Source organism: Brevundimonas sp. FG128 (assembly GCF_057809775.1).
In genome coordinates, this window is the sequence record NZ_JBMDKP010000005.1 from 217,447 (window position 1) to 239,370 (window position 21,924).

Annotated in this window: 23 protein-coding genes; 5 read left to right on the forward strand and 18 right to left on the reverse strand. The window is 68.3% G+C overall.

Annotated features, from left to right (window positions below; translation table 11 throughout):
* Window positions 1–56: 56 nt before the first annotated feature.
* The 13 genes from ACODSC_RS14350 to ACODSC_RS14410 all read right to left on the reverse strand — a co-directional run bounded on the left by ACODSC_RS14350 (window position 57) and on the right by ACODSC_RS14410 (window position 13,219).
* Window positions 57–1,238: an acetyl-CoA C-acyltransferase gene (locus tag ACODSC_RS14350; protein ID WP_488814671.1), complete on the reverse strand. Its 1,182-nt coding sequence runs from the start codon at window positions 1,236–1,238 to the stop codon at window positions 57–59.
* Between the two features lie 46 nt (window positions 1,239–1,284).
* Entirely contained in the window at window positions 1,285–2,253 is a 969-nt protein-coding gene (locus ACODSC_RS14355) for a flavin reductase family protein (RefSeq protein WP_488814672.1), read from the reverse strand.
* A gap of 81 nt (window positions 2,254–2,334) precedes the next feature.
* On the reverse strand, window positions 2,335–3,024 hold the full coding sequence (locus ACODSC_RS14360) for a response regulator (RefSeq protein ID WP_488814673.1): 690 nt from the start codon (window positions 3,022–3,024) through the stop codon (window positions 2,335–2,337).
* Window positions 3,024–5,723: a DUF4118 domain-containing protein gene (locus ACODSC_RS14365; RefSeq protein WP_488814674.1), complete on the reverse strand. Its 2,700-nt coding sequence runs from the start codon at window positions 5,721–5,723 to the stop codon at window positions 3,024–3,026. Before ACODSC_RS14365 ends, ACODSC_RS14360 begins: the two co-directional genes overlap by 1 nt.
* Complete coding sequence (gene kdpC, locus ACODSC_RS14370) at window positions 5,724–6,302, reverse strand: K(+)-transporting ATPase subunit C (RefSeq protein WP_488814675.1); 579 nt, start codon at window positions 6,300–6,302, stop codon at window positions 5,724–5,726. It lies immediately after the preceding gene.
* A 10-nt stretch (window positions 6,303–6,312) separates the two neighbouring features.
* A complete protein-coding gene (locus tag ACODSC_RS14375) occupies window positions 6,313–7,026 on the reverse strand; it encodes a TorF family putative porin (protein WP_488814676.1) in 714 nt (237 codons plus the stop codon).
* Window positions 7,019–7,174, reverse strand: coding sequence for a hypothetical protein (locus tag ACODSC_RS14380; protein ID WP_409719770.1), 156 nt, complete (start codon window positions 7,172–7,174; stop codon window positions 7,019–7,021). The genes ACODSC_RS14375 and ACODSC_RS14380 overlap by 8 nt, the downstream gene beginning before the upstream one ends.
* Window positions 7,174–9,240, reverse strand: a complete 2,067-nt coding sequence (kdpB, locus tag ACODSC_RS14385; protein WP_488814677.1) for a potassium-transporting ATPase subunit KdpB — start codon at window positions 9,238–9,240, stop codon at window positions 7,174–7,176. Before kdpB ends, ACODSC_RS14380 begins: the two co-directional genes overlap by 1 nt.
* Before the next feature lie 18 nt (window positions 9,241–9,258).
* The gene (gene kdpA, locus ACODSC_RS14390) at window positions 9,259–10,968 is read right to left on the reverse strand and encodes a potassium-transporting ATPase subunit KdpA (RefSeq protein WP_488814679.1); all 1,710 of its coding nucleotides are present in this window, start codon (window positions 10,966–10,968) and stop codon (window positions 9,259–9,261) included.
* 18 nt (window positions 10,969–10,986) lie between these two features.
* Window positions 10,987–11,076, reverse strand: coding sequence for a potassium-transporting ATPase subunit F (locus tag ACODSC_RS14395; protein WP_105625212.1), 90 nt, complete (start codon window positions 11,074–11,076; stop codon window positions 10,987–10,989).
* A gap of 418 nt (window positions 11,077–11,494) precedes the next feature.
* Window positions 11,495–12,127 carry a DUF1190 domain-containing protein gene (locus ACODSC_RS14400; RefSeq protein ID WP_488814681.1) on the reverse strand — a complete coding sequence of 211 codons (633 nt, stop codon included), beginning with the start codon at window positions 12,125–12,127 and terminating at the stop codon, window positions 11,495–11,497.
* Window positions 12,128–12,132: 5 nt separating this feature from the next.
* The gene (locus ACODSC_RS14405) at window positions 12,133–12,546 is read right to left on the reverse strand and encodes a DUF350 domain-containing protein (RefSeq protein ID WP_488814682.1); all 414 of its coding nucleotides are present in this window, start codon (window positions 12,544–12,546) and stop codon (window positions 12,133–12,135) included.
* A gap of 25 nt (window positions 12,547–12,571) precedes the next feature.
* The gene (locus ACODSC_RS14410; protein WP_488814683.1) at window positions 12,572–13,219 is read right to left on the reverse strand and encodes a DUF2491 family protein; all 648 of its coding nucleotides are present in this window, start codon (window positions 13,217–13,219) and stop codon (window positions 12,572–12,574) included.
* A 138-nt stretch (window positions 13,220–13,357) separates the two neighbouring features.
* Between ACODSC_RS14410 and ACODSC_RS14415 the strand changes: the two genes are divergently transcribed.
* The 3 genes from ACODSC_RS14415 to ACODSC_RS14425 are packed head-to-tail and all read left to right on the forward strand — an operon-like array spanning window position 13,358 to window position 15,964.
* On the forward strand, window positions 13,358–14,038 hold the full coding sequence (locus tag ACODSC_RS14415) for a YjfI family protein (RefSeq protein WP_488814684.1): 681 nt from the start codon (window positions 13,358–13,360) through the stop codon (window positions 14,036–14,038).
* A 15-nt stretch (window positions 14,039–14,053) separates the two neighbouring features.
* On the forward strand, window positions 14,054–14,794 hold the full coding sequence (locus tag ACODSC_RS14420) for a PspA/IM30 family protein (protein ID WP_488814685.1): 741 nt from the start codon (window positions 14,054–14,056) through the stop codon (window positions 14,792–14,794).
* 3 nt (window positions 14,795–14,797) lie between these two features.
* Window positions 14,798–15,964, forward strand: a complete 1,167-nt coding sequence (locus ACODSC_RS14425) for a glutathionylspermidine synthase family protein (protein ID WP_488814687.1) — start codon at window positions 14,798–14,800, stop codon at window positions 15,962–15,964.
* Between the two features lie 130 nt (window positions 15,965–16,094).
* Here ACODSC_RS14425 and ACODSC_RS14430 read toward each other — a convergent pair whose 3' ends face one another.
* The 4 genes from ACODSC_RS14430 to ACODSC_RS14445 are packed head-to-tail and all read right to left on the reverse strand — an operon-like array spanning window position 16,095 to window position 18,446.
* Window positions 16,095–16,535 carry a DoxX family protein gene (locus ACODSC_RS14430; RefSeq protein ID WP_488814688.1) on the reverse strand — a complete coding sequence of 147 codons (441 nt, stop codon included), beginning with the start codon at window positions 16,533–16,535 and terminating at the stop codon, window positions 16,095–16,097.
* The gene (locus tag ACODSC_RS14435) at window positions 16,532–17,296 is read right to left on the reverse strand and encodes an HvfC/BufC family peptide modification chaperone (RefSeq protein WP_488814690.1); all 765 of its coding nucleotides are present in this window, start codon (window positions 17,294–17,296) and stop codon (window positions 16,532–16,534) included. Before ACODSC_RS14435 ends, ACODSC_RS14430 begins: the two co-directional genes overlap by 4 nt.
* On the reverse strand, window positions 17,293–18,153 hold the full coding sequence (gene bufB / locus ACODSC_RS14440; protein ID WP_488814691.1) for an MNIO family bufferin maturase: 861 nt from the start codon (window positions 18,151–18,153) through the stop codon (window positions 17,293–17,295). Before bufB ends, ACODSC_RS14435 begins: the two co-directional genes overlap by 4 nt.
* The gene (locus ACODSC_RS14445; RefSeq protein ID WP_488814692.1) at window positions 18,153–18,446 is read right to left on the reverse strand and encodes a BufA1 family periplasmic bufferin-type metallophore; all 294 of its coding nucleotides are present in this window, start codon (window positions 18,444–18,446) and stop codon (window positions 18,153–18,155) included. The genes bufB and ACODSC_RS14445 overlap by 1 nt, the downstream gene beginning before the upstream one ends.
* Window positions 18,447–18,610: 164 nt before the next feature.
* On the opposite strand from ACODSC_RS14445, the gene ACODSC_RS14450 reads away from it, so the two are divergent.
* Window positions 18,611–19,153, forward strand: coding sequence for a sigma-70 family RNA polymerase sigma factor (locus tag ACODSC_RS14450; RefSeq protein ID WP_488814693.1), 543 nt, complete (start codon window positions 18,611–18,613; stop codon window positions 19,151–19,153).
* The gene (locus ACODSC_RS14455) at window positions 19,143–19,778 is read left to right on the forward strand and encodes an NrsF family protein (RefSeq protein ID WP_488814694.1); all 636 of its coding nucleotides are present in this window, start codon (window positions 19,143–19,145) and stop codon (window positions 19,776–19,778) included. The genes ACODSC_RS14450 and ACODSC_RS14455 overlap by 11 nt, the downstream gene beginning before the upstream one ends.
* A gap of 91 nt (window positions 19,779–19,869) precedes the next feature.
* Here the strand turns inward: ACODSC_RS14455 and ACODSC_RS14460 are convergent, their stop codons facing one another.
* Entirely contained in the window at window positions 19,870–21,822 is a 1,953-nt protein-coding gene (locus ACODSC_RS14460) for a M1 family metallopeptidase (protein ID WP_488814695.1), read from the reverse strand.
* Window positions 21,823–21,924 lie beyond the last annotated feature (102 nt).

Consider the following 21,924-nt stretch of genomic DNA (forward strand, 5'->3'; position numbering starts at 1 on the left):
GACCGGGAAACCGGCCGGCCCTTTTTCATGTATCGGGTCCGCTAAGAGCCCAGGGCCTAGATCAACTCCACGCCCATCGCCGTGGCTTCGCCGCCGCCGATACACAGGGCGGCCATGCCTTTGGTCTTGCCGTGGGCTTTCAGGGCGGACAGGAGGGTGGTCAGGACGCGGGCGCCTGAAGCCCCCAGCGGGTGACCCAGGGCGCAGGCGCCGCCGTTGACGTTGATCTTGTCGTGGGGGATGCCGAGTTCGCGCATGGCGATCATCGGCACGATGGCGAAGGCCTCGTTGACCTCCCACAGATCGACGTCGTCGGCGCTCCAGCCCGCCTTCTTCAGCGCCTTCTGCAGGGCGAAGACCGGGGCGGTGGTGAACAGGCTGGGCTCTTGCGCATGGGCGGCCTGGCTTACGACGCGGGCGATGGGCGTCAGGCCCAGGGCCTGGGCCGTCGACTGACGCATCATTACCAGGGCGGCGGCGCCGTCCGAGATCGAGGCGGCCGAGGCGGCGGTGATGGTGCCGTCCTTGCCGAAGGCGGGCTTCAGATTGGGGATCTTGGAGGGGTCGGATTTGGTCGGCTGTTCATCGCGATCGACGATGACGGGGCCTTTGCGGGTCTTGACCTCGACCGAGGCGATCTCGGCGTCGAAGGCGCCTGAGTCCTGGGCGCGCTTGGCCCGGCCGGCGCTTTCGATGGCGTAGGCGTCCTGCTGCTCGCGGGTGAACTGATAGACCTTGGCCGTGTCCTCGGCGAACTGACCCATCAGCTTGCCGGGGGTATAGGCGTCCTCGAGCCCGTCCAGATACATGCTGTCGGAAATGACGTCGTGGCCGATGCGGGCGCCGCCCCGATGCTTTTGCATCAGATACGGGGCGTTGGTCATGGACTCCATGCCGCCCGCCACGATGACGTCGGCGGACCCGGCCGCCAGGGCGTCGTGCGCCATCATGGCCGCCTGCATGCCCGAGCCGCACATCTTGTTGATCGTGGTCGCCTCGGTCGAGACGGGCAGGCCCGCGCCCATCCCCGCCTGACGCGCCGGCGCCTGGCCCAGGCCGGCGGGCAGGACGCAGCCCATGATGATCTGTTCGACCTTGTTCGGGTCCAGCCCGGCGCGCTCCAGCGCCGCCTTGACCGCGACGGCGCCCAGGTCGGTGGACTTGGCGTCCGACAGCGCGCCCTGGAAACCGCCCATCGGGGTTCTGGCGTAGGAGACGATGACGACGGGATCGGACATGGAGCGGCTTCCTCTTGTTGCGCGGACAGATAGCGATCCGAGCCGGTCAGGAAAAGTGCAGCCGCCGATACTTGCCCCGGAAATAGAGCAGCGGATCGCGGCGGGGCTCGAACCGCGCGCGCGTCACCCGGCCGATGATGACCAGATGGTCGCCGGCCTCGACGATCTGTTCGGTCCCGCATTCGAAGCTGGCCAGGGCGCCGGACAGGATGGGCGCGCCGGTGTCCCAGGCCTCCCACGCCACGTCCTGGAACCGGTCGGCGTGCGAGCGGGCGAAGACGCCGGAGGTCGGCTGCTGGCCGATATGCAGGACGTTGATGGCGAAATGCCGGGCCTGGCGGAAGCGTTCGACGTTGGTGGACGACCGGGCCAGGCAGAACAGGATCAGCGGCGGGTCAAGCGACACCGAGGAGAAGGAGTTGGCGGTCAGGCCGATGGGCTGGCCCGCCTCGTCCAGCGTCGTCACCACCGTCACGCCGGTGGCGAAACAGCCCAGGGCGTCGCGCAGGGTGCGGGGGTCGGAGCCGGCCTGATAAAGCATGGCCTCGCGCGGGGCCTGGCGTTCCAGAAAGCCCAGGAGGGCGGCGTTCTCGGCCTCGACCGGATCGGGGCCCTCGTCGCGCGCGATGATCTGGACCGGGAGACCGGCCAGCAGGATGTCTATGTCAGGAGACAGCGCCTGCCCCTCGGCCACCACCACCAGACAGCTGGCCAGGGCCGGGCCGGTGACGGCCAGGGCGGGCGCCACGGCCTGCAGCGTCGCGCCCGAACAGACGATGGCGGGGCGCGAGGGGATTTCGGTCAGCAACCGTCTCAGGGCGACGGGGCCGTCGTCGGCCTCGTCGAAACCGGCGGCCAGCAGGACGTGGCGTCCCGCCTCGACCAGCGCGCGCACCGAGCGGCGCCAGTCGCGGGATAGGCCATCAGGCGCGCCGATCAGCAGCACGATCGGATCCTCGGGATCGCCCCAGCTTTCGACGTCCAGGCCTCCGATCCGGGGCGGCGATGCGGTCATGAGGCGGGGAAATCCTGTGGGTCGGAGAGCGACGGCGTCCTTTAATAAGGGAAGTCGGGCGGCGGACGCCAGCGCAGGCGCTCAGACGTTCAGTCGGTAACCGACGCTCGGCTCGGTCACCACCAGGATCGGCTCGGCCGGATCGACCTCCAGCTTGTGCCGCAGTTGGCCGACGACGACGCGCAGATACTGGACGTCGGCGGAATGGCCGGCGCCCCAGACCGTCTTCAGCAGGTCGGCATGGCCCAGCACCTTGCCGGCGTTGCGGGCCAGATAGGCCAGCACCTCATATTCCTTGGGCCGCAGCTTCAACCGCTCGCCCGCCCGCGTGACGATGCGGCGGTCCAGATCGATCACCACGTCGCCCGCCGTGACCACACCGCCCGCGACCGGCGTCAGTGCGCCCTGACGCAGGCCAGCGCGGATGCGGGCCAGCAGTTCGCCGACGCCGAAAGGCTTTTCCACATAGTCGTTGGCGCCCAGGTCCAGGGCCGTGATCTTCTCGGCCTCGCGGTCGCGCGCGGACAGGATGATGATCGGCCCCTGATAGAAGTCCCGCGCCCGCGTCAGCACGTCCTTGCCGTCCATGTCGGGCAGACCCAGGTCCAGAACCACGGCGTCGGGGCTCCACAGGGCGATGGCGCGCAGGCCCTCCTGACCGCTGTCGGCGCGGCGGGGCTCATAGCCGGCGGCGTCCAGGGCGGGGGCCAGGAAGCGGTGGATCTGCGGTTCGTCGTCGATGACCAGAACCTGGGGGCGAACGGCGGACATCACAGCAGATCCCGGTGGGTGGCGATGGACTTGGGCAGGCTGATCAGGATGCGGGTGCCCAGCTTTCCGCCGTCCGGGCCATCCTGGATCGGGCTGGCGGCGGCGATGCGGCCGCACATGGCCTCGACGAAGCCCTTGGCGATGGCCAAGCCCAGACCGGCGCCCTGCACGCGATCGGGGGCGCGGTCGGTGGACTCCTCCATGCGGCGGAACTTGTCGAACACCCGTTCCAGTTCGGCGGTGGGGATGCCCCTGCCCTCGTCCTCAATGGAGATGACGACGGCGCCGCGATCCTCATAGGCCGCCAGTTCGATGGTCGTGCCGTCGGGGCTGTAGGCGATGGCGTTTTCCAGGATGTTGACCACGGCCTGCTCCAGCAGCCCGGGATCGGCTTCCACCATGCTGAGCTGGGCCGGGAAGTCGCGCGTGATGCGGCGCTGGCCCAGGCGGCGCGACACCCGGTCGGCGGCGGCGTTCAGGATGTCGCGCACATCGCTCCAGTCGGTGCGGACGTTCAGACCGCCGCCCTCCAGCCGGGTCATGTCCAACAGGTCGCCGACATAGCGCGACAGGCGTTCGGCCTCCTCGCGGATGCTGAGCAGCAGGTCGTCGCGGACCTCGGGCTTCAGCGTCGCGCCATAATCGATCAGTGTCGTCGCCGAGCCCAGGACGGTGGACAGAGGCGTGCGCAGATCGTGGCTGACCGAGTTCATCAGGGCGGCGCGGAAGCGGTCGGCGCGACGCAGGGTCTCGGTCTCCAGCGCCTGACCCGCCAGATCGGCTCGCTCCAGCGCCACCGCGCCCTGATCCAGCAGGGCCATGGCCAGCCGCTCCTCGTCCGAGCCCGCCGCCACCGCCGAGGCGTCGATGCCCGCCACCCCGGCCCGGCCGCGCACGCCCTGGAGGGGCTGAAACCGCCAGTGGGTCTGCGGCAGGGTGCCGGTGCCGTGTCCCGTGACCTCGCCGTGGGTCCAGGCCCAGCGGGCGGCGGCCATGGCGTCGGGGGCCAGGGCTACGCCCTCGGGGCTGGCGGCGGTCAGGACCAGGTCGTCCTCGTCCGGCAGAAGCACCACCGCCCCGGCCCCGGCGGCGGCCGAGGCCTGTTCAGCCAGGGTTCGGGCCGTGGTGGCGCGATCCTGACCCGCCGACAGGGTCTGGCTGGCCGCCAGAAGGGCCGAGACGGCGGCGGCGCGGCGCTGGGCCGCTCTGGCCTGTTCGCGCACGCGTCCGGCTAAAGCGCCCGTGCCCAGGGCCACGCCCCAGAAGACGATCAGCGTCAGGACGTCCGTCGGCGAGCCGATCAGGAAGCTGTAGCGCGGCTGAAGGAAGAGGAAGTTGTAAGTCAGGAAAGCCAGGGTCGCCGCCGCCAGCGCAGGCCGCAGCCCGTTCAGCACCCCCGCCGCCACCACCGCCGCCAGATAGATGACGCCCAGATCGACCCGCTCGAACCGGGTGTCGAGCAACAGGGCCGCGCCGGTCGCCGCCAGGACGAAGGCCGCCCCGGCCGGATAGCCACGCCAGTCCAACGCCGCCCGGAAGCCCGGCTTCGTCGCCGGTTCAGGCGCGGTCAGGTCGCCCTCGGTCACGACGTGGACGGCGACGCCCTGGGCCTTGCGTAGAAGCTCAGTCGCCAGCGCCCGTCCGGTCCATTCGGCGAACCGCCCGCCGCGCGTCTTGCCGATGACGATCTGGGTGACGTTGTTGCGATGGGCGTGATCCAGCACGGCGCGCACCACGTCGTCGCCGCTAATCGTCACCGGCCGCCCGCCCAACTGCTCGGCCAGCTTGAAGGCCTCGGACAGGCGGCCCGCCGAGCGGGCGTCGGCGCGCGATCCGCTGGGCCGTTCGACGTGAGCCACCGACCATGGGGCGTCCATCATCATGTCCGACATCCGCCGCCCGGTCCGCACCAGCGAGGCGGTCATGGCGTCGCCGCCGACCAGGACCAGGATCCGCTCGTTCGCCGCCCACGGCCCCGACACGCCCCGCTCGCGCAGGTGCGACAGCAGTTGATCGTCCACCGTCTGGGCCGCGCGGCGAAGGGCCAGTTCGCGCAGGGCCGTCAGGTTCTCGATCTTGAAGAAGTTCTCGGACGCCACCCGCGCCGTCTCGGGCACATAGACCTTGCCCTCGGCGAGACGTGCCCGCAGGTCCTCGGGGGTGATGTCCACCACCTCGATGTCGTCGGCCTCGCTCAGGACGCTGTCGGGCACGGCCTCCCTCTGGCGCACCCCGGTGATGCGAAGGACGACGTCGGACAGGCTCTCCAGATGCTGGATATTCAAAGTCGTCCAAATATCGATTCCGGCGTCGCGCAATTCCTCCACGTCCTGCCAGCGCTTCGGATGGCGCGAGCCGGGCGCGTTCGAATGGGCGTATTCGTCGACCAGCAGCAGTTCGGGTCGCCGCGCCAGGGCGCCGTCGAGGTCGAACTCCATCAGCGCGCGGTCGCGGTGATCGATCGGCGCGCGCGGCATGACGTCCAGGCCGCGCAGCAGGCTCATGGTCTCCTTGCGGCCGTGGGTCTCGACCACGCCGACGACGACATCCAGCCCCTCGGCCTTTCGACGGCGGGCGGCGCGCAGCATCTCATAGGTCTTGCCGACGCCCGGCGACATGCCCAGAAACACTTTCAGCCGCCCGCGCTTGCGGCGCGGAACGGCTGAAGTCGCGGGCGTTTCGGCCTCGGTCTCGGGCAATCAGCCCTCCGCGCCGAAGCGGGCGTCCAGCGCGCGATTGGTCATCAGGACATTGACGTGCGGCTGGCCGATGAAGCCGAGGAAGGCCCCCTCGGTCCGCGCGTCGATGATGCTCTGGACCTGCTGCACGGGAACGCCTCTGGCGCGGGCGATCCGCGCGGCCTGAAGCCGAGCGTAGGCCGGAGACACGTCCGGGTCGAGGCCCGAACCCGAGGTGGTCACCGCATCGGCGGGGATGATCCCCGAACCGTCCTCGGCGCGGATCGCCTGGGCGGTCTCGGCGACGCGCGCGGCCAGATCCGGGTTCAGCGGGCCCATGTTGGAGCCGGACGAGGCGGCGGCGTCATAGCCGTCGCCCGCCGCCGAGGGACGAGGGTGCAGATAGGTCGCGCCCGCGAAGGGCTGACCGATCAGGGACGAGCCGATCACCTTGCCGCCTGCGTCTCTGACCAGGCTGCCGTTGGCCTGGCTGGGGAAGGCGAGCTGAGCGACGCCGGTGACGGCCAGCGGATAGGCCAGCCCCAGCAGCAGGGTGAACAGGGCCATCTTCACGAGGGCCGGGCGGAGTTGATTGACCATGGTCGTCGCCTCAGAAGCTGGCCTTCAGCGTCGCCACGGCGCCCGCGCCGTAGATGTCGCCGAAGTCGTGTTGATCGGTGTGATAGCGGACGTCCAAGGCCAGATTGCTGGTCAGATGATAGGCCGCGCCCAGGTTCCAGGTGGTGTAGTCCAGGTCCGACGAGACCCACTGACGCCCGACGGCGCCCGAGATGGTCCATTTGTCGGCCGGGCTGACGGCGCCGTTGATCTCGGCATAGGTCGCCTCGTCCTCGGATGCGCCGAAGAAGTCGGGCGAATAATAGACGGCCGCGCCCAGGGTCGCGGGACCGACGGCGCGCGAGGCGGCGGCTTTCAGCTCGACATAGTCATAGTCCGCGCCGTCCGGCTGACCGGCGTAGAGGTAGCCGATGACGCCGAAGTCCAGGGCATAGCCGGCGACCTCGGGCCGATAGCCGGCGTAGAGATCGACTTCGGCGTCCGTATCGTCGCCGAAATCGACGTTGGAGGCCCAGCCGCCGGCGTAGAAGCCGTTGCTGGTCAGGTCGACGCCAGCCGAGATCGCCGGGTTTTCCTGGGTCTGGCTGACGCCGCGGAAGACGTAATCAGAGGTCAGGGCGACGTTTGCCGAGGCGTCCTGGGCCTTGGCTTCGCTGCACAGGCCCAGGCCGGCGATGCCGACGATACAGGCGGCGGCGAACCAGGCGTCGTTGCGGCCCGAGGCCTTGGAGAGGGGTTTACGCATTGGAATTCTCATTCTGAACAGGATGGATGGCTCTGAGGTTCGAACCGTTGCGCTGGTCGGTTTCCCGCATCGTCGCGACGCCCCACAGGGCCGCAATGACCAGCACGGCGAGGACGAGTTGAAGGATGCGGGAAACCTCCTGGCGCATCAGGCCAGGCCCAGGCCGGAGATGACGAGGTCGATCAGCTTGATGCCGACGAACGGGGCGATCAGGCCGCCCAGGCCGTAGATCAGCAGGTTGCGACCCAGCAGGGCGCCGGCGCCGATGGCCCGGTATTTGACGCCCTTCAGCGCCAGCGGGATCAGGGCGACGATGACCAGGGCGTTGAAGATCACCGCCGACAGGATGGCGCTCTGCGGGCTGTGCAGATGCATGACGTTCAGCGCGCCCAGGGCCGGCAGGGAGACCACGAACATCGCCGGGATGATGGCGAAATACTTGGCCACGTCGTTGGCGACCGAGAAGGTCGTCAGGGCGCCGCGCGTGATCAGCAGTTGCTTGCCGACCTCGACGATCTCGATGACCTTGGTCGGGTCGCTGTCGAGATCGACCATGTTGCCGGCCTCGCGCGCGGCCTGGGCGCCGGTCTGCATGGCCACGCCGACATCCGCTTGCGCCAGGGCAGGCGCGTCGTTGGCGCCGTCGCCGCACATGGCGACCAGACGGCCCTTGGCCTGCTCGGCCTTGATGAGGCGCATCTTGTCCTCGGGCGTGGCCTCGGCGAGATAGTCGTCCACCCCGGCCTCCGAGGCGATGGCCGCCGCCGTCACCGGATTGTCGCCGGTGATCATGACGGTGCGCAGGCCCATGCGGCGCAGGTCGGCGAAACGCGCCTTCACGCCCGGCTTGACCACGTCCTTCAGGTGGATGACGCCGACCAGGGCGCCGTTCTGGGTGACGGCCAGCGGCGTGCCGCCCGAGCGGGCGATCCGGTCCACGGCCTGGCGGAACTCGGACGGGGCCGAACCGTCGGTCAGGTTCAGGTCCTTAAGCACGGCATCGACCGCGCCCTTGCGCCAGCTGTCCTTGCCGACGTCCAGGCCCGATTGACGGGTGACGGCGGTGAAGGGAATGGCGACGGCGCCGGCCGGTTGATCCACCGAGACGCCGGCGTTGCGGCCCAGTTCGACGATGGACCGGCCTTCCGGCGTCTCGTCGGCCAGGGACGCCATGACGGCGGCGGCCAGAGCGGCTTCCGGACGAACGCCGGGGACAGGAATGACCTCGGTCGCCATACGGTTGCCGAAGGTGATGGTGCCGGTCTTGTCGAGCAGCAGGGTGTCGACGTCGCCCGCCGCCTCCACCGCACGGCCAGAGGTCGCCAGCACATTGACCTTCAGCAGCCGGTCCATGCCGGCGATGCCGACAGCGGACAACAGTCCCCCGATCGTGGTCGGGATCAGGGTGATGAACAGGGCGCCCAGCACCATCGGATCGATGCGGACGCCCGAATAGGCGCCCAGGCCGACCAGGGTCACGACCGCGATCAGGAAGATCAGGGTCAGTCCGGCCAGGAGCACGGCCAGGGCCAGCTCGTTCGGCGTCTTGCGACGGTCCGCACCCTCGACCATGGCGATCATCCGGTCGAGGAAGGTCGAGCCGGGCTTGGCGGTGATGCGCACCTTGATCCAGTCGGACACCACGGTGGTGCCCCCGGTGACGGCCGACCGGTCGCCACCGCTTTCGCGGATCACCGGCGCACTTTCGCCGGTGATGGCGGCCTCGTTAACCGAGGCCACGCCTTCGATGATCTCGCCGTCCGAGGCGATCACATCGCCGGCCTCGACCAGGATGATCGACCCGACCTCAAGTTCCGACGCATTGGTGGGGACCACCGTGCCGGTCTTGGGATCGACGATCAGCTTGGCCTTGGTCGTGACGCGGGTGGCGCGAAGGCTGTCGGCCGCCGCCTTGCCGCGCCCTTCGGCGATGCTTTCGGCGATGTTGGCGAACAGGACCGTGGCCCACAGCCACAGCGCCAGTTGCAACGCAAAGCCCGCCGACTGACCGCCGGCGATGGCCGCCGCCGCCGAGATGGTGGACAGAAGCGCCACGATCCAGGTGGTGAAGATGACCGGGTTCTTGATCAGTTTGACGGGGTTCAGCTTGACGAAGGCGTCGCCCACGGCCCGGCCGATCATCTGTCCCGATAGCCCGCCCGCGAGGGGCGACGAACGGCCGCCTTCACCGGGATCCAATGTGAGTTGTGTCATGTCAGGATATCCGGGGGATCAGGCGCCGGCGACCGCGGCGAGCACCTGGAAGTGCTCGACGATCGGTCCCAGGGCGAGGGCGGGAAGGAACTGCAGGCCGCCGAGGATGAGGATCACGCCGATCAGCAGGCCGATGAACAGGCCGTTGTCGGTGGGCAGGGTGCCGGTGGAGGGCGCCAGCTTGGGCTTGACCACCAGGCTGCCGGCCATGGCCAGGACGGCGACGGCCGGAACGAACCGTCCGAACAGCATCCCCAGCCCCAGGGTCGTGTTCCACCAGGGCGCGTTGGCGGTCAGGCCCGCAAAGGCCGAACCGTTGTTCGCCGCCGCCGAGGTGTAGGCGTACAGGATCTCGGACAGCCCATGCGGTCCCTTGTTCAGCAGGCCCGCCAGCGCCGTCGGGAAGACGGCGGAGATCGCCGAGAACCCCAGCACCGCCAGCGGCAGGATCAGCACCGCGATCATGGCGAACTGGATCTCGCGCGCCTCGATCTTCTTGCCCAGATATTCCGGCGTCCGCCCGACCATCAGGCCGGCGACGAAGACCGACAGCAGTGCCATCACCACCATGATGGCGATGCCCGAACCGATCCCGCCCGGCAGGATCTCGCCAAGCTGCATCAGGAACATCTGCAAGGCCCCGCCCAGCGGCATGTAGCTGGCGTGCATCGAGTTGACCGAGCCGTTCGAGGCGCCGGTCGTGACGACGGACCAGACGGTGGAGGCCGGCGCGCCGAAGCGGACCTCCTTGCCCTCCATGTTCACCGAGGCGTCCACTTGGGCTGCGACAAGGGACGGGGCCGGCTGGGTCTCGATCACATACATGGCCGCGCTTGAGACGGTCAGGATGATCAGGGCCGCTGCAGCCAAGGCCTTGATGTCGCGTCCCGCCAGGGCCGTGCGGCCGAAGGCGAAGAAGGCAGCCCAGCCCATGACGTTGATCGCGACGGCGCTCAGCAGATTGGTGATGGCGCTCGGGTTCTCGAACGGATGGGCGCCGTTGACGTTGAAGACGCCGCCGCCGTTGATGCCCAACTGCTTGATGGCGACCTGGCTGGCCGCCGGGAACAGCGGCAGGGTCTGGGATCCACCCTCGACGCCGGTCGCATGGACGTTGGCCGCCAGGCTCTGGACGATGCCGAGGCCGGACAGGGCCACGGCCAGGATCAGGGCGGCGGGCAGCAGCACATAGAGGGTGGTGCGCGTCAGGTCGGCCCAGAAGTTGCCGACGCCCTCGCCCCGATTGGCGACGAAGGCCCGCGCCAGGGCGGCCGCGATGGTCGCGCCGGTGGCCGCCGATAAGAAGTTCTGCACCGTCAGGCCCACCATCTGGGTGAAGGTCGACAGGGTCGTCTCGCCGCCATAGCTCTGCCAGTTGGTGTTGGTGACGAAGCTGACGGCGGTGTTGAAGGCCAGGTGCGGCGACACGCCGGCGAAGCCTTGCGGATTCAGCGGCAGCAGCCCTTGCAAACGCAGGATGGCATACAGCAGGACGAAGCCCGCAAGGTTGAAGGCCAACAGGGCGCCGGCATAGCCCAGCCAGCCCTGGCTGCGCTTCGGATCGACGCCCGCCGCGCCGTAGAAGACGGCCTCCACCGGCTTGAGCACCGGGTCCAGCCAGGTCCGTTCGCCGTTCCAGACGCGCGACATATAAATGCCGATGGGCCAGCCGAGCATTACGGCCAGCCCAAGGGTCAGGGCGATCTCGCCCCATCCTTGAATGTTCATGAATTCCGTCCCGGTTCTTCAGAACCGCTCGGGCCGCAGCAGCGCCGCGACCATATAGACGGCGACGACCAGCGCCCCCGCCCCCCAGAGCATGGCGATCATCGTCATACCCGTTTCAACGCAGTGGCCAAGGCGGCGAAGGCGGCGAACGCCCCTGCCCCCACCGCCAGAAAGATCACGTCGGCCAATCCGGCCTCCTCAAGCTCAAGTGAAGCGAGAGGAGATCATGCGGGGCCGTAACGGCGCGATGTGAATCCCGGCTCTGGGCATAAAGAAACCATAATGCGGGGCGGCGGGTGCAAAATGCAGAAAGCCTCCGACCCGGCAGGATCGGAGGCTGTGAGAGGTTCATAGCAGAAGCGCTTGATACACCCCGTCCCCCTCGGGCTTGTCCCGAGGGCCCACGGTTGGGCGCGCTCAAACACCTGATGTCGCAAGTGTATTGTGGACGCCGTCCACCATCGCATCGGAAGCGACCGTGGGCCCTCGGGACAAGCCCGAGGGTGACGGAGTTGAGAGTTTCGGATTAACCGCCGTAGCTGCGGCCGCCGCCGCCGAAGCCGCCGCGCGAGACGACGGTGGTGCGGCTCTGCACCCGCGTCGGGGCCTGACGCGCCACGTCGCCGTGCTCGCGCGCATTGGTCAGGGTCTTGCCGGTGCGGTAGTCGCGGTAGGTGTAGCCGCCGCCGTAGCCGTTCGACAGCCGGCCCTCCCGGTCGCGATACAGCGGCCCGCCGCCGCGATAGCCGCCGCCGCTCAGCATCTGGCCGACGATGAAGCCGGTCAGCAGCGGAGTGAAGAAGGAGCCGTTGCCGCCCTGGTTGTTCGGCTGGCACTGGGACGGCCCCCACTGGCCTTCGCACTCCTCGCGCGTGGCGTAGCGGGGCGCGGTCTTGGCGGCCTCTTCCTGGGCCTTGGCCAGGGCGGCGTCGCACTGGTCGTCAGGGATGTCGTTGGCGGCGCGGCACTCGTCCAGCGACTGATAGGCCAGGGTCGGTTCGGGCTCGGGCGCCGGGACGCGCTGGGGCGAACCGCAGGCGGCCAGGGAGAAGCTGGCGGTCGCCATCAGGCTGCTGACGTGCAGGACGCGCGAGCGCTTCAGCCGGCGCATCGTGTCTGTCTTGGCCAAGTTCTGGGGCAGGTCTTTCGGATCGGTCATGGCGGTCACGACGTCATGCAGGCGGCGTTGAGCAGGCCGACGCAGATGGAGATCGAGGCCAGATAGACGGCCGCGGCGATCTCGCCCGCCTCGATGCGGACGACCAGGTTGCGGAAGGCCATGCGGCTGATGGCGACGAAGACGACGATCTGGATGATCCCGGCCAGCAGGGCCCAGGCCGCGAACTCCATCAGGCTGACGGTGTGCGACAGGGCCGAGGCGAGCGGCAGGACGTAACCGATCAGGGCGCCGCCCAGGGCGATGGCGGCGGCGGTGTTGTCTTGCCGGATCAGCGTATGTTCGTGATACGGCGTGACCCACTGGTAGACCAGCTTGAACGCCAGGGTGAAGGCGCCCGCCATGGCGAAGGCGATCAGGAAGGCGATCGCCCCCTGCTGAAAAATGAACCAGTCGAACATCTGTCTTGCCCCTCGGATTGCGCGCTCAGGCGCGGAACTCGGCCATTTCCAGTGGAATGCCGATCATGATTTCGTGCGTCGTCTCGCCGCCCTCGGGCTGCTGCTCCAGGGCGATCATCAGTTCGCGCCCGCCGCCCAGGTCGCGGGCATACAGCATGCAGGTCTGGAAGATCTTGGCATAGGGGGTGATCGCGGTCCGGTCGTCCCAGATCGTCTCCCACAGGGTGACAGGCGGCTGGATCGCATCGCTCTCGGCGAACCAGAAGCGCGGATAGTCGGGCAGTTCCTCGGCCGCGCCGTGGAAGACCGGCGCCGACAGCCGGTCGCGCCAGATGCGACGTTCCCGCTCGCCCGGCGGATAGGCCGAGGTCCAGGGGATGAACAGGCTGAAGTCGTAGGCTTCAAGCCCCGCCTCGTCGTCGCTCATGGCCTGAAGCATGACGTGGTCGTCGGTATAGAAGCGATGGACGAACTGGCCGCTGTCCAGGCTGACCAAGCCTTGCGCCGAGATGTCCAGCACGTCGCGATCCAGGACGAAATGCGTCTCGTCGCCCAGGCGGCGCCAGGCCAGCGGGTCCAGCGACACAGTGCGGCCCACGGCGATGTTGCGCACCGTCGCCAAACGATTGGCGGGTGCAGCCTTCTCCGACGATCCGAAAAGCTTCTTGAACATGGGCGACTATCTAGGCCCGATGCGCGCCGACGGCGAGCGAACAGAGACGATGCGACCGAATGAGGCGGTTCATGGCGTCAACTTCCGTCCGATCTTGCATCAAGTCAAGCGTTCATGTTACGCGTTTCATGTAACAACATGCCCAACGATACCTCACCCTCCTCCGCCGCCAACGACCGCATCCGTGCGTGGCGACAAGCGCGCCGTGAGGCGGGCCTGGTCAAGCTGGAGCTGTGGGTGCCGGAGGCTGCCCGCGACGACGTGAAAGCCGCCGTCCGCGCCATCGTCACCGATTCCACCCGCGGCCCGCAGCTTGCGAGCCGACCGCGCCGCCCCACTTCTGCATCCATCACCCCTGGAGACGACCATCAAATGGACGCCGTGATCGAAACCCCCTGGACCGTGCCGGCCATCAAGGCGGCGCTGGACCAGTCCCCCCTGCTGCGCGAGGGCGAAATGACCGTGCGCGTGGTCGAGGGCGCCGAGCCCGTGCTGCTGGCGACCATGCATGAATACGGCGACCTGCCGGTCTATCTGAGCGTCGGCGGGGCGCAGATCGTCTGTTCGGTCCTGCTGTGGCCCGTCGCCGAACAGGCCGACCGCCACGCCTTCAACGAGTTCCTGCTGAAGGCCCAGCGCGTGGTGCCCCTGTCCAACTTCGCCATCACCAACGTCGGTGGCGAAGACGTGTATGAGCTGATGGGCGAACTCTCTTGCAAGACGACGCTGCAGACCATCCTCATCGAACTGCGCACCCTGGCCGAGAATGCGATCGACGCCACCGAACTGCGTGAAACCTTCGGCGCCGACGCCGCCTGATCCGGAAGACCGACCATGTCCATGCTCAGAAAACTGTCCGCCCTGTTTCGGGGTTCGGCCCATGATGCGGCCCAGGGCGTCGTCGACGCCAATGCGCTGAAAATCCTCGACCAGGAAATCCGTGACGCCGACAATGCTCAAGGCAAGGCGCGCGACGACCTTGCCGGCCTGGTGGCGCGCCGCCGTATGGCCGAAAACGAAATGGTCAGCTTCCGCGACCAGATCGGCAAATACGAAAGCTCGGCCCGCTCGGCCATGAGCCAGGGCAAGACCGACCTGGCGCGCGAAGTCGCCGGCCGCATCGCCGAGCTGGAGGTCGAGATCAACAGTCGCGGCCCGTTGATCGAGGATATGAAGACGGCCGAGACGCGGCTGCGCACCGCCATCTCGGCGACCGACCAGAAGATCGAGACGCTTCGTCGCGAGATCGACATCGTCAAGGTCAACGATTCCGTCCAGCGCGCCCAGACCTCGGTCGCCCTGAACTCGGCCGGCGCCCAGTCGCGCATCGGCTCGGCGGCCGACAGCCTGCAACGCATCAAGCAGCGCCAGGCCATCCAGGAAGAAAAGCTGAACGCCAACCAGGCCCTGGAAGACCGCCGGACCGGCGCCGACCTGGACGCCAAGCTGCGCGAGGCCGGCATCCTGCCCGGTCATTCGTCGGCCGACGACGTCCTGGCGCGCCTGAGCCAGCCGGAGGTGACCGTGGTCACGCCGCGCATCGGGCAATCTACGCCCGACAAAGACCCGGCCTGATCCATGGAGCGTCTGCGCTTCGATCCCCGCACCGACTGGGACGCCAAGGCCGAGGAACTGGGCTTCACCTGGCGCCATACCGACGGCAAACCCTATTGGGACGAGACGGCCGCCTACGCCTTCTCGCTGGCCGAGATCGAGGAGGGGATCGAGGCGCCGACCGAGGAATTGCACGGCCTGTGCCTGGAGCTGGTCGATGAGGCCGTCCAGTCCGAGCGGCTGATGGAGCAGCTCGATATTCCCGAGACCATGCGGGACTATGTGGCCGACAGCTGGAAGCGGGGCGATCCGTCCCTCTATGGCCGGTTCGACTTCGCCTATGATGGCACGGGCCCAGCCAAGCTCTACGAATACAACGCCGACACCCCGACCAGCATCTATGAGACGGCGGTGTTCCAGTGGCTGTGGCTGGAGGACCAGATCGCGGCCGGCGCCCTGCACGCCGACGCCGATCAGTTCAACAGCCTGCACGAAAAGCTGGTCGATCGGTTCCGGGCCATCTTCCCGAACGGCGGCTTCGTCCATTTCGCTTCGGACGCCGAGTTCGTCGAGGACCGCCAGACGGTGCGCTTCCTGGAAGACCTGGCGCGTCAGGCCGGACTGGACCCGCAGTTCGTCGCCATCGACCAGATAGGCCTGAACGCCGACGGCCGGTTCGTGGACCACGAAAACTGGATCATCCAGGCGATGTTCAAGCTCTATCCGTGGGAGCAGATGCTGCGCGACGAATACGCCGCCCCCCTGCCCACCGCCGACGTGACGGTGCTGGAGCCGGCGTGGAAGAGCATCCTGTCCAACAAGGCCATCCTGCCCCTGCTGTGGGAACGGCATGCGGGCCACCCCAACCTGCTGAAATCCTATTTCGAGGGCGATCCGGCCGAGAGCGCGCTGGGGTCGTCCTATGTCAGGAAGCCCCTGTTTTCGCGCGAAGGCGACAATGTCGAACTGATCGACCAGGGCCTCAGCGCGGCCGAGGTCGTGGACGGCGGCTATGGCGAGGGGCGCTATATCCGCCAGGCGCTTTGCGATCCGCCGCTGTTCGACGGCAACTATGCAATCATCGGGTCCTGGGTCGTCGGCACGGAGCCGGCCGGCATCAGCCTGCGCGAAGACACGGGCCGCATCACCCGCAACACCTCCCGCTTCGTGCCCCATTTCATCCGCGACTGAAGGCGTGCGGCGCTTTGCAGCCTGGGCTGACCGCCCTCGCCGCCACCTGCCTGGCGAGGAAGGCGGCGATCAAACCTTGCGATACGTCGGCTTCACAGCTGGAAACAAGCTTCTACGATGGAACACGGCGTTATCGCTCCACCGCCTCGAACTTCAGCACCCGATCCAGGCTGACCGCGCCCGGTCCGCGCGCGATCAGATAGACCAGCGGCCCGGCCCACAGCAGGTGCGTCGGCCAGCCAGTGGGGATGATGAACACCTGGATCACCGCCGTCATCAGCAACAGGCCAATGGCCGCCGGCCGCGTCAGCAATCCCAGAACCAGCAGGATCGGCAGGGCGTGCTCAGCATAGGTCGCCATATAGGCCGCCACGTCGGGCGCCAGCAGCGGGACATGATACTCTTCGGCGAACAGATAGTGCGTCGAGGGCGACAGGGTCAGCAGGCCGTCCACCTTGGTGCGCCCGGACAGGAAGAAGGGCACGGCGATCCCGACGCGCAGCAACAGGGCCAGCGGCCACTCCGGAACGGCGTCGGTGATGCGCTGATTAATGCGGGCGATGACGGTCATGGTTTCGGCCTCTGGAGAGCGGGGGTTTCGAACACGCCGAGTGCGATCAGCCCGGCGAAAAGAGTGGGGACGTCCAGGCCGGGTTGGGCCGACTGGGCGGTCAGGGCGGCCACGCCGAACGGGCGGCCCTTGCGGCAGGCGTCGAGGAAAGCCCATTCGGCGCGGCTCAGGCGCCGCGCCCGGACCTCGGCGTCGGGCCGGTGGATCAGCAGGCCTTGCGGCTCCGCGCGCCAGGCCAGATCGGCGCCTTCGGTCGGGTAGCGATGCGCCAGCCACAGCGACGGCGCCGTCCAGTCGAACCAGAATAGACGCACGGACGGATGCAGGCGCGCGGGCATGCCGGTCAGGGCCAGGCCCAGCGCCGCCGCGTGACGGGCGTCCATCGGCGAGGCGTCCGGCGACAGGTGCGCCTCGGTCCAGGCGCGGTCCAGCCGGGCCACCAGCGCCAGATAGGGCATGTCATGCGCGGGCTCGAACCGGGCCAGCCAATCGGGGAAGCCCGCACCATAGGCGGCCAGCACCGGATCGTCGCCCGGCTGCGCCTCGACGAACTCGCGCGCGGCGGCGCGGAACCATTCGCTTCCGACCATCTGCGACACGGTCGGATAGTTGGCCTCCAGCGCGTCGATCCGGCCCTTGACGGCGGTGTTGCGATAGACGGCGATGGCGCCCAAAGTCCGGTCGTTCGGCTCCAGATGCGGCCACAGGTCGTCGAACCGGCCGTCCAGCGCGGTCTCGAAGGCGGCGTGAAAGGCGGTCATGCCAGGGTCTCCACGAACATCAGGGCCTCGGCGGCGCGGGCCTGTTCGCCCAGCAACTCGGCGAACTCCGGCACCTCGCCGTCGCGTTCGATCAATGTGGGCCGCCCGCCGATGCGGCCGATCAGCCGCTCGTAGAGCCGCCAGACCGCCTCGGCGACAGGGGCGTCGTGGCTGTCGATCAGCAGGGCCTCGCCCCACACCGGATCGGGCCGATGCCCCGCCAGATGGATTTCGCCGACCAGATCGGCGGGCACGGCGTCCAGCCAGGCCTCGGCCGATCCGCCCATGTTGGCGGCGCTGACATGGACGTTGTTCACGTCCACCAGCAGGCCGCATCCGGTGCGTCGGGCGATCTCGACCAGGAAGTCGACCTCGTCCCAATCATGACCGGCCATCGGCAGGTAGGCGGTGGGATTTTCGATCAAAATGCGACGGCCCAGATACTCCTGCGCCTCTTCGACATGGTCGCAGACCAGGGTCAGCATCTCGCGGCTACGCGGCACGGGCAGCAGGTCGGGGTGATAGACGTTTCCGCGCCGCGACCAGGCCAGATGTTCGGACACCACGAAGGGCTCGAACCGGTCGATCAGGGCGCGGAAACGGGCCAGGTGCGCGCGGTCGGGACGCTCGTCCCCGGCCAGGGACAGGCCGACGCCGTGCAGCGACAGGGGCCGACGCGCACGAATGCGCTCCAGCCAGCTCAGGCGCGGCCCGCCATCGATCATGTAGTTCTCGGGATGCACCTCGAACCACAGTCCGTCCTGCACGCCGTTGGGGCCCCCGACCACCGGGCAGGCCTCGGCCTCCGCATAATGTTGGGGCTTCAGACCCAGCCCGGCGGTCGGAGAGGCGGACATCAGCGGCTCGGGATCGCGGTCAGCGAACCATTGCCCTTGGGCGTCTGGATCGAGGCGCAGGTGCCCTTGGCGACCAGCTTCCAGGCGTTGCCCTGATAGTCCCGCACCGAGGTGCCGGCGCAGGTGGTGCCGGGGCCGGCGGCGCAGTCGTTCTGACCAGCCTTGGCCACGCCGTAGCATTTCTCCATGGCGTTTTCCTGCTGGGCCGTCGGGCGGTTCTGGGCGGCGGCGGCGTTGGCGCCGAGGGCCAGCAGCGCGCCGGCGCCGACCAGCATCTTGATGGAAGTGTTCATCGGATCGTCTCCTGTGTGAGGGCCGTCCGCAGCGGATCGGCCTGACAGGAGGGGTTTCGGCCTCGTTGCGGCGAAGGTTACGCCGACGGCCGCAAAAAAGAATCTCTCGTCGATCGACCTGCGCTGTGTAACCTCCGCCCTGTCCGGCGCGAATGGGATGCTGCGTGGTCGACAAGGAAACCGAGCTCAAAAGCCTGATGTTGCGGGGACTCGACGGAGACCCCGTGGCCTGGCGCACCCTGCTGTCCGCAATGCGCGGCGCCCTGACCCCATTCTTCAAACGTCGCCTAATCGGCCATGAGGCCGATGCGGAGGATCTCGTGCAGGACTGCCTGATCGCCATTCACGCCAAGCGCGCGACCTATGACCGGTCGCTGCCCTTCACCGCGTGGGCCTATGCGATCGCGCGCTACAAGCTCATCGACCATTTCCGCCGCCAGGGCCGCCGCCACGACGTGCCGCTGGAAGAGGCCTCCGTTCTGCTGGCCGAACATACGGTCGAGGACGGCGTCGTCCGCCGCGACCTGGAAAAGGTCCTGTCCATCCTGCCGCTGCGCCAGCGCCGCCTGGTCGAGGACGTCCGCATCGGCGGCTTCAGCCTGGCCGAGGCCGCCGCCCGCAACGGCTTCACCGAGGGCGCGGCCAAGGTCAGCGTCCACCGCTCCATGAAGACGCTGGTCGCCAGCGTGAATCCCGATGAAGACTGAAGACCTGATCGACGCCCTGGCCGCCGGGCTTGAACCGGCGAAGCCCGCACGGCCCAACGCCGCGCTGCTGGCCGGGGCCGGCTTGGCCGCCGTGACGGCCGTGGCCCTGTTGCTGGGGGTGCGTCCCGACCTGACGCAGGCGCTCCAGGCGCCGACGCCGTGGCTGAAGGGACTCTATACCGCCGCCCTGGCCGCAAGCGCGATCTGGCTGGCGACACGGCTGGGTCGGCCGGGCGTCGATGCTCGGCCTGCCGCCTTCGCCCTGATTTCCGTCGTGGTGATCGCAGCGCTGTGGGGCGGCGTCGAGATGGCTATGACGCCGCCCGAAGCGCGCATGGCCGGCTGGCTGGGCCAGACCTGGACAATCTGCGGTCGAAACATCGTGCTGGTCTCGGCCTTCGCCGCGCCACTGGTCTTCCTGTCGGCGCGCCGGCTTGCGCCGACGCGGCCGACGGCGGCCGGTCTGGCGCTGGGCGTGGCGACGGGCGGCATCGCCGCCACCGCCTACGGCCTGCTGCATTGCGGAGAAGCGACCGCAGCCTTCGTCGCAACCTGGTATACGCTGGGCGTCGCGGCCGCCGGCCTGATCGGCGCCGTCATCGGCCGCTTCGCCCTGCGTTGGTGATAAGGACGGTTCCGAACCGGATCATCGCCGTTACACGCCGACGCCCAGTCCGTATCGATCGTCCTGAGCGCGACCGTCTTCCCGGTTCGTCTCAGCCGGCGGTGCGGCTGTTGTCGTCACGATGACTGTCAGGCAGACGGCGGTCGGGGTCGATCTCGGCCGAGACTACCGCGCCGCGGCCGGCGAAGCGGAAGGTGTGGCTGCGTTGCTGCAACCAGGTCTCGACCGGCACCCGTCGGTCCACGCGCGACCCGTCGGCGAAGGTGACGCGCAAGGTGGCCGGCAGGACCAGCTTGTCGCGGTTCTCGACCACCACGTCGGCGCCCTTGGCCGCATCGCCGTCGACTGGCGTGATCGCCGTCACCGCCAGGTCGTGCTTCCAGTTGTTCAGGTACCAGCCGCGCCAGAACCACGACAGATCCTCGCCGCCCGCGCTCTCCATCGCACGGAAGAAGTCGCTGGGTTTGGGGTGTTTGAACGCCCAGTCGGCGATGAATTTGCGGAAGGCCGGGTCGAACCGCTCGGGTCCCAGTATGTCCTCGCGCAGCAGGGTCAGGCCGAAGGCGGATTTGAAATAGGTCACCGGATGGCGGTATTTTTCCTGGATCGCGTCGGCGCGGGTCATGATCGTCGGCGCCGCCGCATCTTCAAGCAAGGCGGCGATCTGCTCGGCCGGCGTCCCCTGCCCCGGCGCATATTCGCCGTCGCGCTTGGGCCCATAGACGCCGCCCTCGAAGGCGTCGGATTCATAGACGTCGATGAAGGTGTTGAAGCCCTCGTCCATCCAGGCGTCGCGGCGCTCGTCGAAGCCGACGATCATCGGGAACCAGCTGTGGCCGATCTCGTGGGCGGTGATCCAGAACAGGGTTTTGCCCTTGTCCTCCACCCCATCGAAGACGATGCCCGGATATTCCATCCCCGCAGCCGGTCCGGCGACGTTGATCGCATTGGGCCAGGGATAGGGATACCAGGCCGAAAAGGTCTCAACCGCGTGTTTCAGATATTCGGTGGAGCGGCCCCAGCGGCCCTGGCCCACGCTCTCGACCGGATAGACCGACTGCGCCAGGGCCGTCTTGCCGTTCGGCAGGTTGATGCGCGCGGCGTCCCAGACGAAGGCGCGCGAGGCGCTGAAGGCCACGTCGCGGGTGTCGGTCATGTGGAAGCGCCAGGTTCTGGTCGCGTCGGCGGCGGGGGCGGTTGACGCTTCTTCCGGCGTGCGGATCATCACCGTGCGGTCGCTGGCGCGGGCCTGGGCCAGGCGGCGACGCTGTTCGGCGTCCAGCACCTGGTCGGGGTTGGTCAGTTCGCCGGAACCGGCCACCACCATGTCGGCCGGCACGGTTACGGCGTAGTCGAAGTCGCCGTATTCCAGGTAGAATTCGTTGGCGAGGAACGGCAGCGTGTCCCAGCCGCGCACGTCGTCATAGACGGCCAGGCGCGGATACCATTGAGCGATGCTGAAGATGTCGCCGTTGGCGCTGGGGATCCAGCCGGTGCGGCCGCCGAAATCGTCGGACGGCACGACATAGCCATAGGTCACCCGCACCTCGACGTGGCCACCCTTGGACGCCAAGGCCGTCGGCAGCGTCACGCGCATGCGGGTGTCGTCGATCAGCGGCTGGACCGAGACCCAGCCGCCGCCCTGCTTCACTTCGACCCGTTCGATCCGGTAGCCGTCGGTGGACCCGCGTCGCGGCCGCGCCGCAAAGGCCGCCGCCCGCGCATCGGTGCGATACAGGTTCTGGTCCAACTGCAACCACAGCACGTCCAGCACGTCGGGGCTGTTGTTTGTGTAGCGGATGACCGCCTGGCCGCTCAGGGTGCGGCTGGCCGGATCGAGGCGGGCGTCGATCGAATAATCGACCCTGTTCTGCCAATAGGCCGCGCCGGGCGCGCCGGAGCCGGAACGATAGGCGTTCGCCGGCGCCGGCAGGGTCAGGGGCGCGAAGGTCTCCAGCGGCCGAAAAGCACTATCCGCCTGCGCTTGCGCCGAAGTGGACAAGAGGCTGGCGGCCAGGGCGCCGAGGGCGAAAGTCAGACGCATGGAAATCTCCGCTAGAGGTTCGGCCGGGCAGACCGCCGTCGCGCGGCGACTATTAGATACGCTGCCATATGCGTCCTTCTGCCGCATCCATGACGAAGAACA

Coding starts and splice junctions, on each gene's coding strand:
- kdpB (WP_488814677.1), bottom strand. CDS start 9,240: ATGACACAACTCACATTGGATCCCGGTGAAGGCGGCCGTTCGTCGCCC.
- ACODSC_RS14425 (WP_488814687.1), top strand. CDS start 14,798: ATGGAGCGTCTGCGCTTCGATCCCCGCACCGACTGGGACGCCAAGGCC.
- ACODSC_RS14435 (WP_488814690.1), bottom strand. CDS start 17,296: ATGACCGCCTTTCACGCCGCCTTCGAGACCGCGCTGGACGGCCGGTTC.
- ACODSC_RS14460 (WP_488814695.1), bottom strand. CDS start 21,822: ATGCGTCTGACTTTCGCCCTCGGCGCCCTGGCCGCCAGCCTCTTGTCC.
- ACODSC_RS14375 (WP_488814676.1), bottom strand. CDS start 7,026: ATGCGTAAACCCCTCTCCAAGGCCTCGGGCCGCAACGACGCCTGGTTC.
- ACODSC_RS14350 (WP_488814671.1), bottom strand. CDS start 1,238: ATGTCCGATCCCGTCGTCATCGTCTCCTACGCCAGAACCCCGATGGGC.
- ACODSC_RS14415 (WP_488814684.1), top strand. CDS start 13,358: ATGCCCAACGATACCTCACCCTCCTCCGCCGCCAACGACCGCATCCGT.
- ACODSC_RS14395 (WP_105625212.1), bottom strand. CDS start 11,076: ATGACGATGATCGCCATGCTCTGGGGGGCGGGGGCGCTGGTCGTCGCC.
- bufB (WP_488814691.1), bottom strand. CDS start 18,153: ATGTCCGCCTCTCCGACCGCCGGGCTGGGTCTGAAGCCCCAACATTAT.
- ACODSC_RS14400 (WP_488814681.1), bottom strand. CDS start 12,127: ATGACCGATCCGAAAGACCTGCCCCAGAACTTGGCCAAGACAGACACG.
- ACODSC_RS14430 (WP_488814688.1), bottom strand. CDS start 16,535: ATGACCGTCATCGCCCGCATTAATCAGCGCATCACCGACGCCGTTCCG.
- ACODSC_RS14445 (WP_488814692.1), bottom strand. CDS start 18,446: ATGAACACTTCCATCAAGATGCTGGTCGGCGCCGGCGCGCTGCTGGCC.
- kdpA (WP_488814679.1), bottom strand. CDS start 10,968: ATGAACATTCAAGGATGGGGCGAGATCGCCCTGACCCTTGGGCTGGCC.
- ACODSC_RS14420 (WP_488814685.1), top strand. CDS start 14,054: ATGTCCATGCTCAGAAAACTGTCCGCCCTGTTTCGGGGTTCGGCCCAT.
- ACODSC_RS14455 (WP_488814694.1), top strand. CDS start 19,143: ATGAAGACTGAAGACCTGATCGACGCCCTGGCCGCCGGGCTTGAACCG.
- ACODSC_RS14380 (WP_409719770.1), bottom strand. CDS start 7,174: ATGCGCCAGGAGGTTTCCCGCATCCTTCAACTCGTCCTCGCCGTGCTG.
- ACODSC_RS14405 (WP_488814682.1), bottom strand. CDS start 12,546: ATGTTCGACTGGTTCATTTTTCAGCAGGGGGCGATCGCCTTCCTGATC.
- ACODSC_RS14360 (WP_488814673.1), bottom strand. CDS start 3,024: ATGTCCGCCGTTCGCCCCCAGGTTCTGGTCATCGACGACGAACCGCAG.
- kdpC (WP_488814675.1), bottom strand. CDS start 6,302: ATGGTCAATCAACTCCGCCCGGCCCTCGTGAAGATGGCCCTGTTCACC.
- ACODSC_RS14410 (WP_488814683.1), bottom strand. CDS start 13,219: ATGTTCAAGAAGCTTTTCGGATCGTCGGAGAAGGCTGCACCCGCCAAT.
- ACODSC_RS14355 (WP_488814672.1), bottom strand. CDS start 2,253: ATGACCGCATCGCCGCCCCGGATCGGAGGCCTGGACGTCGAAAGCTGG.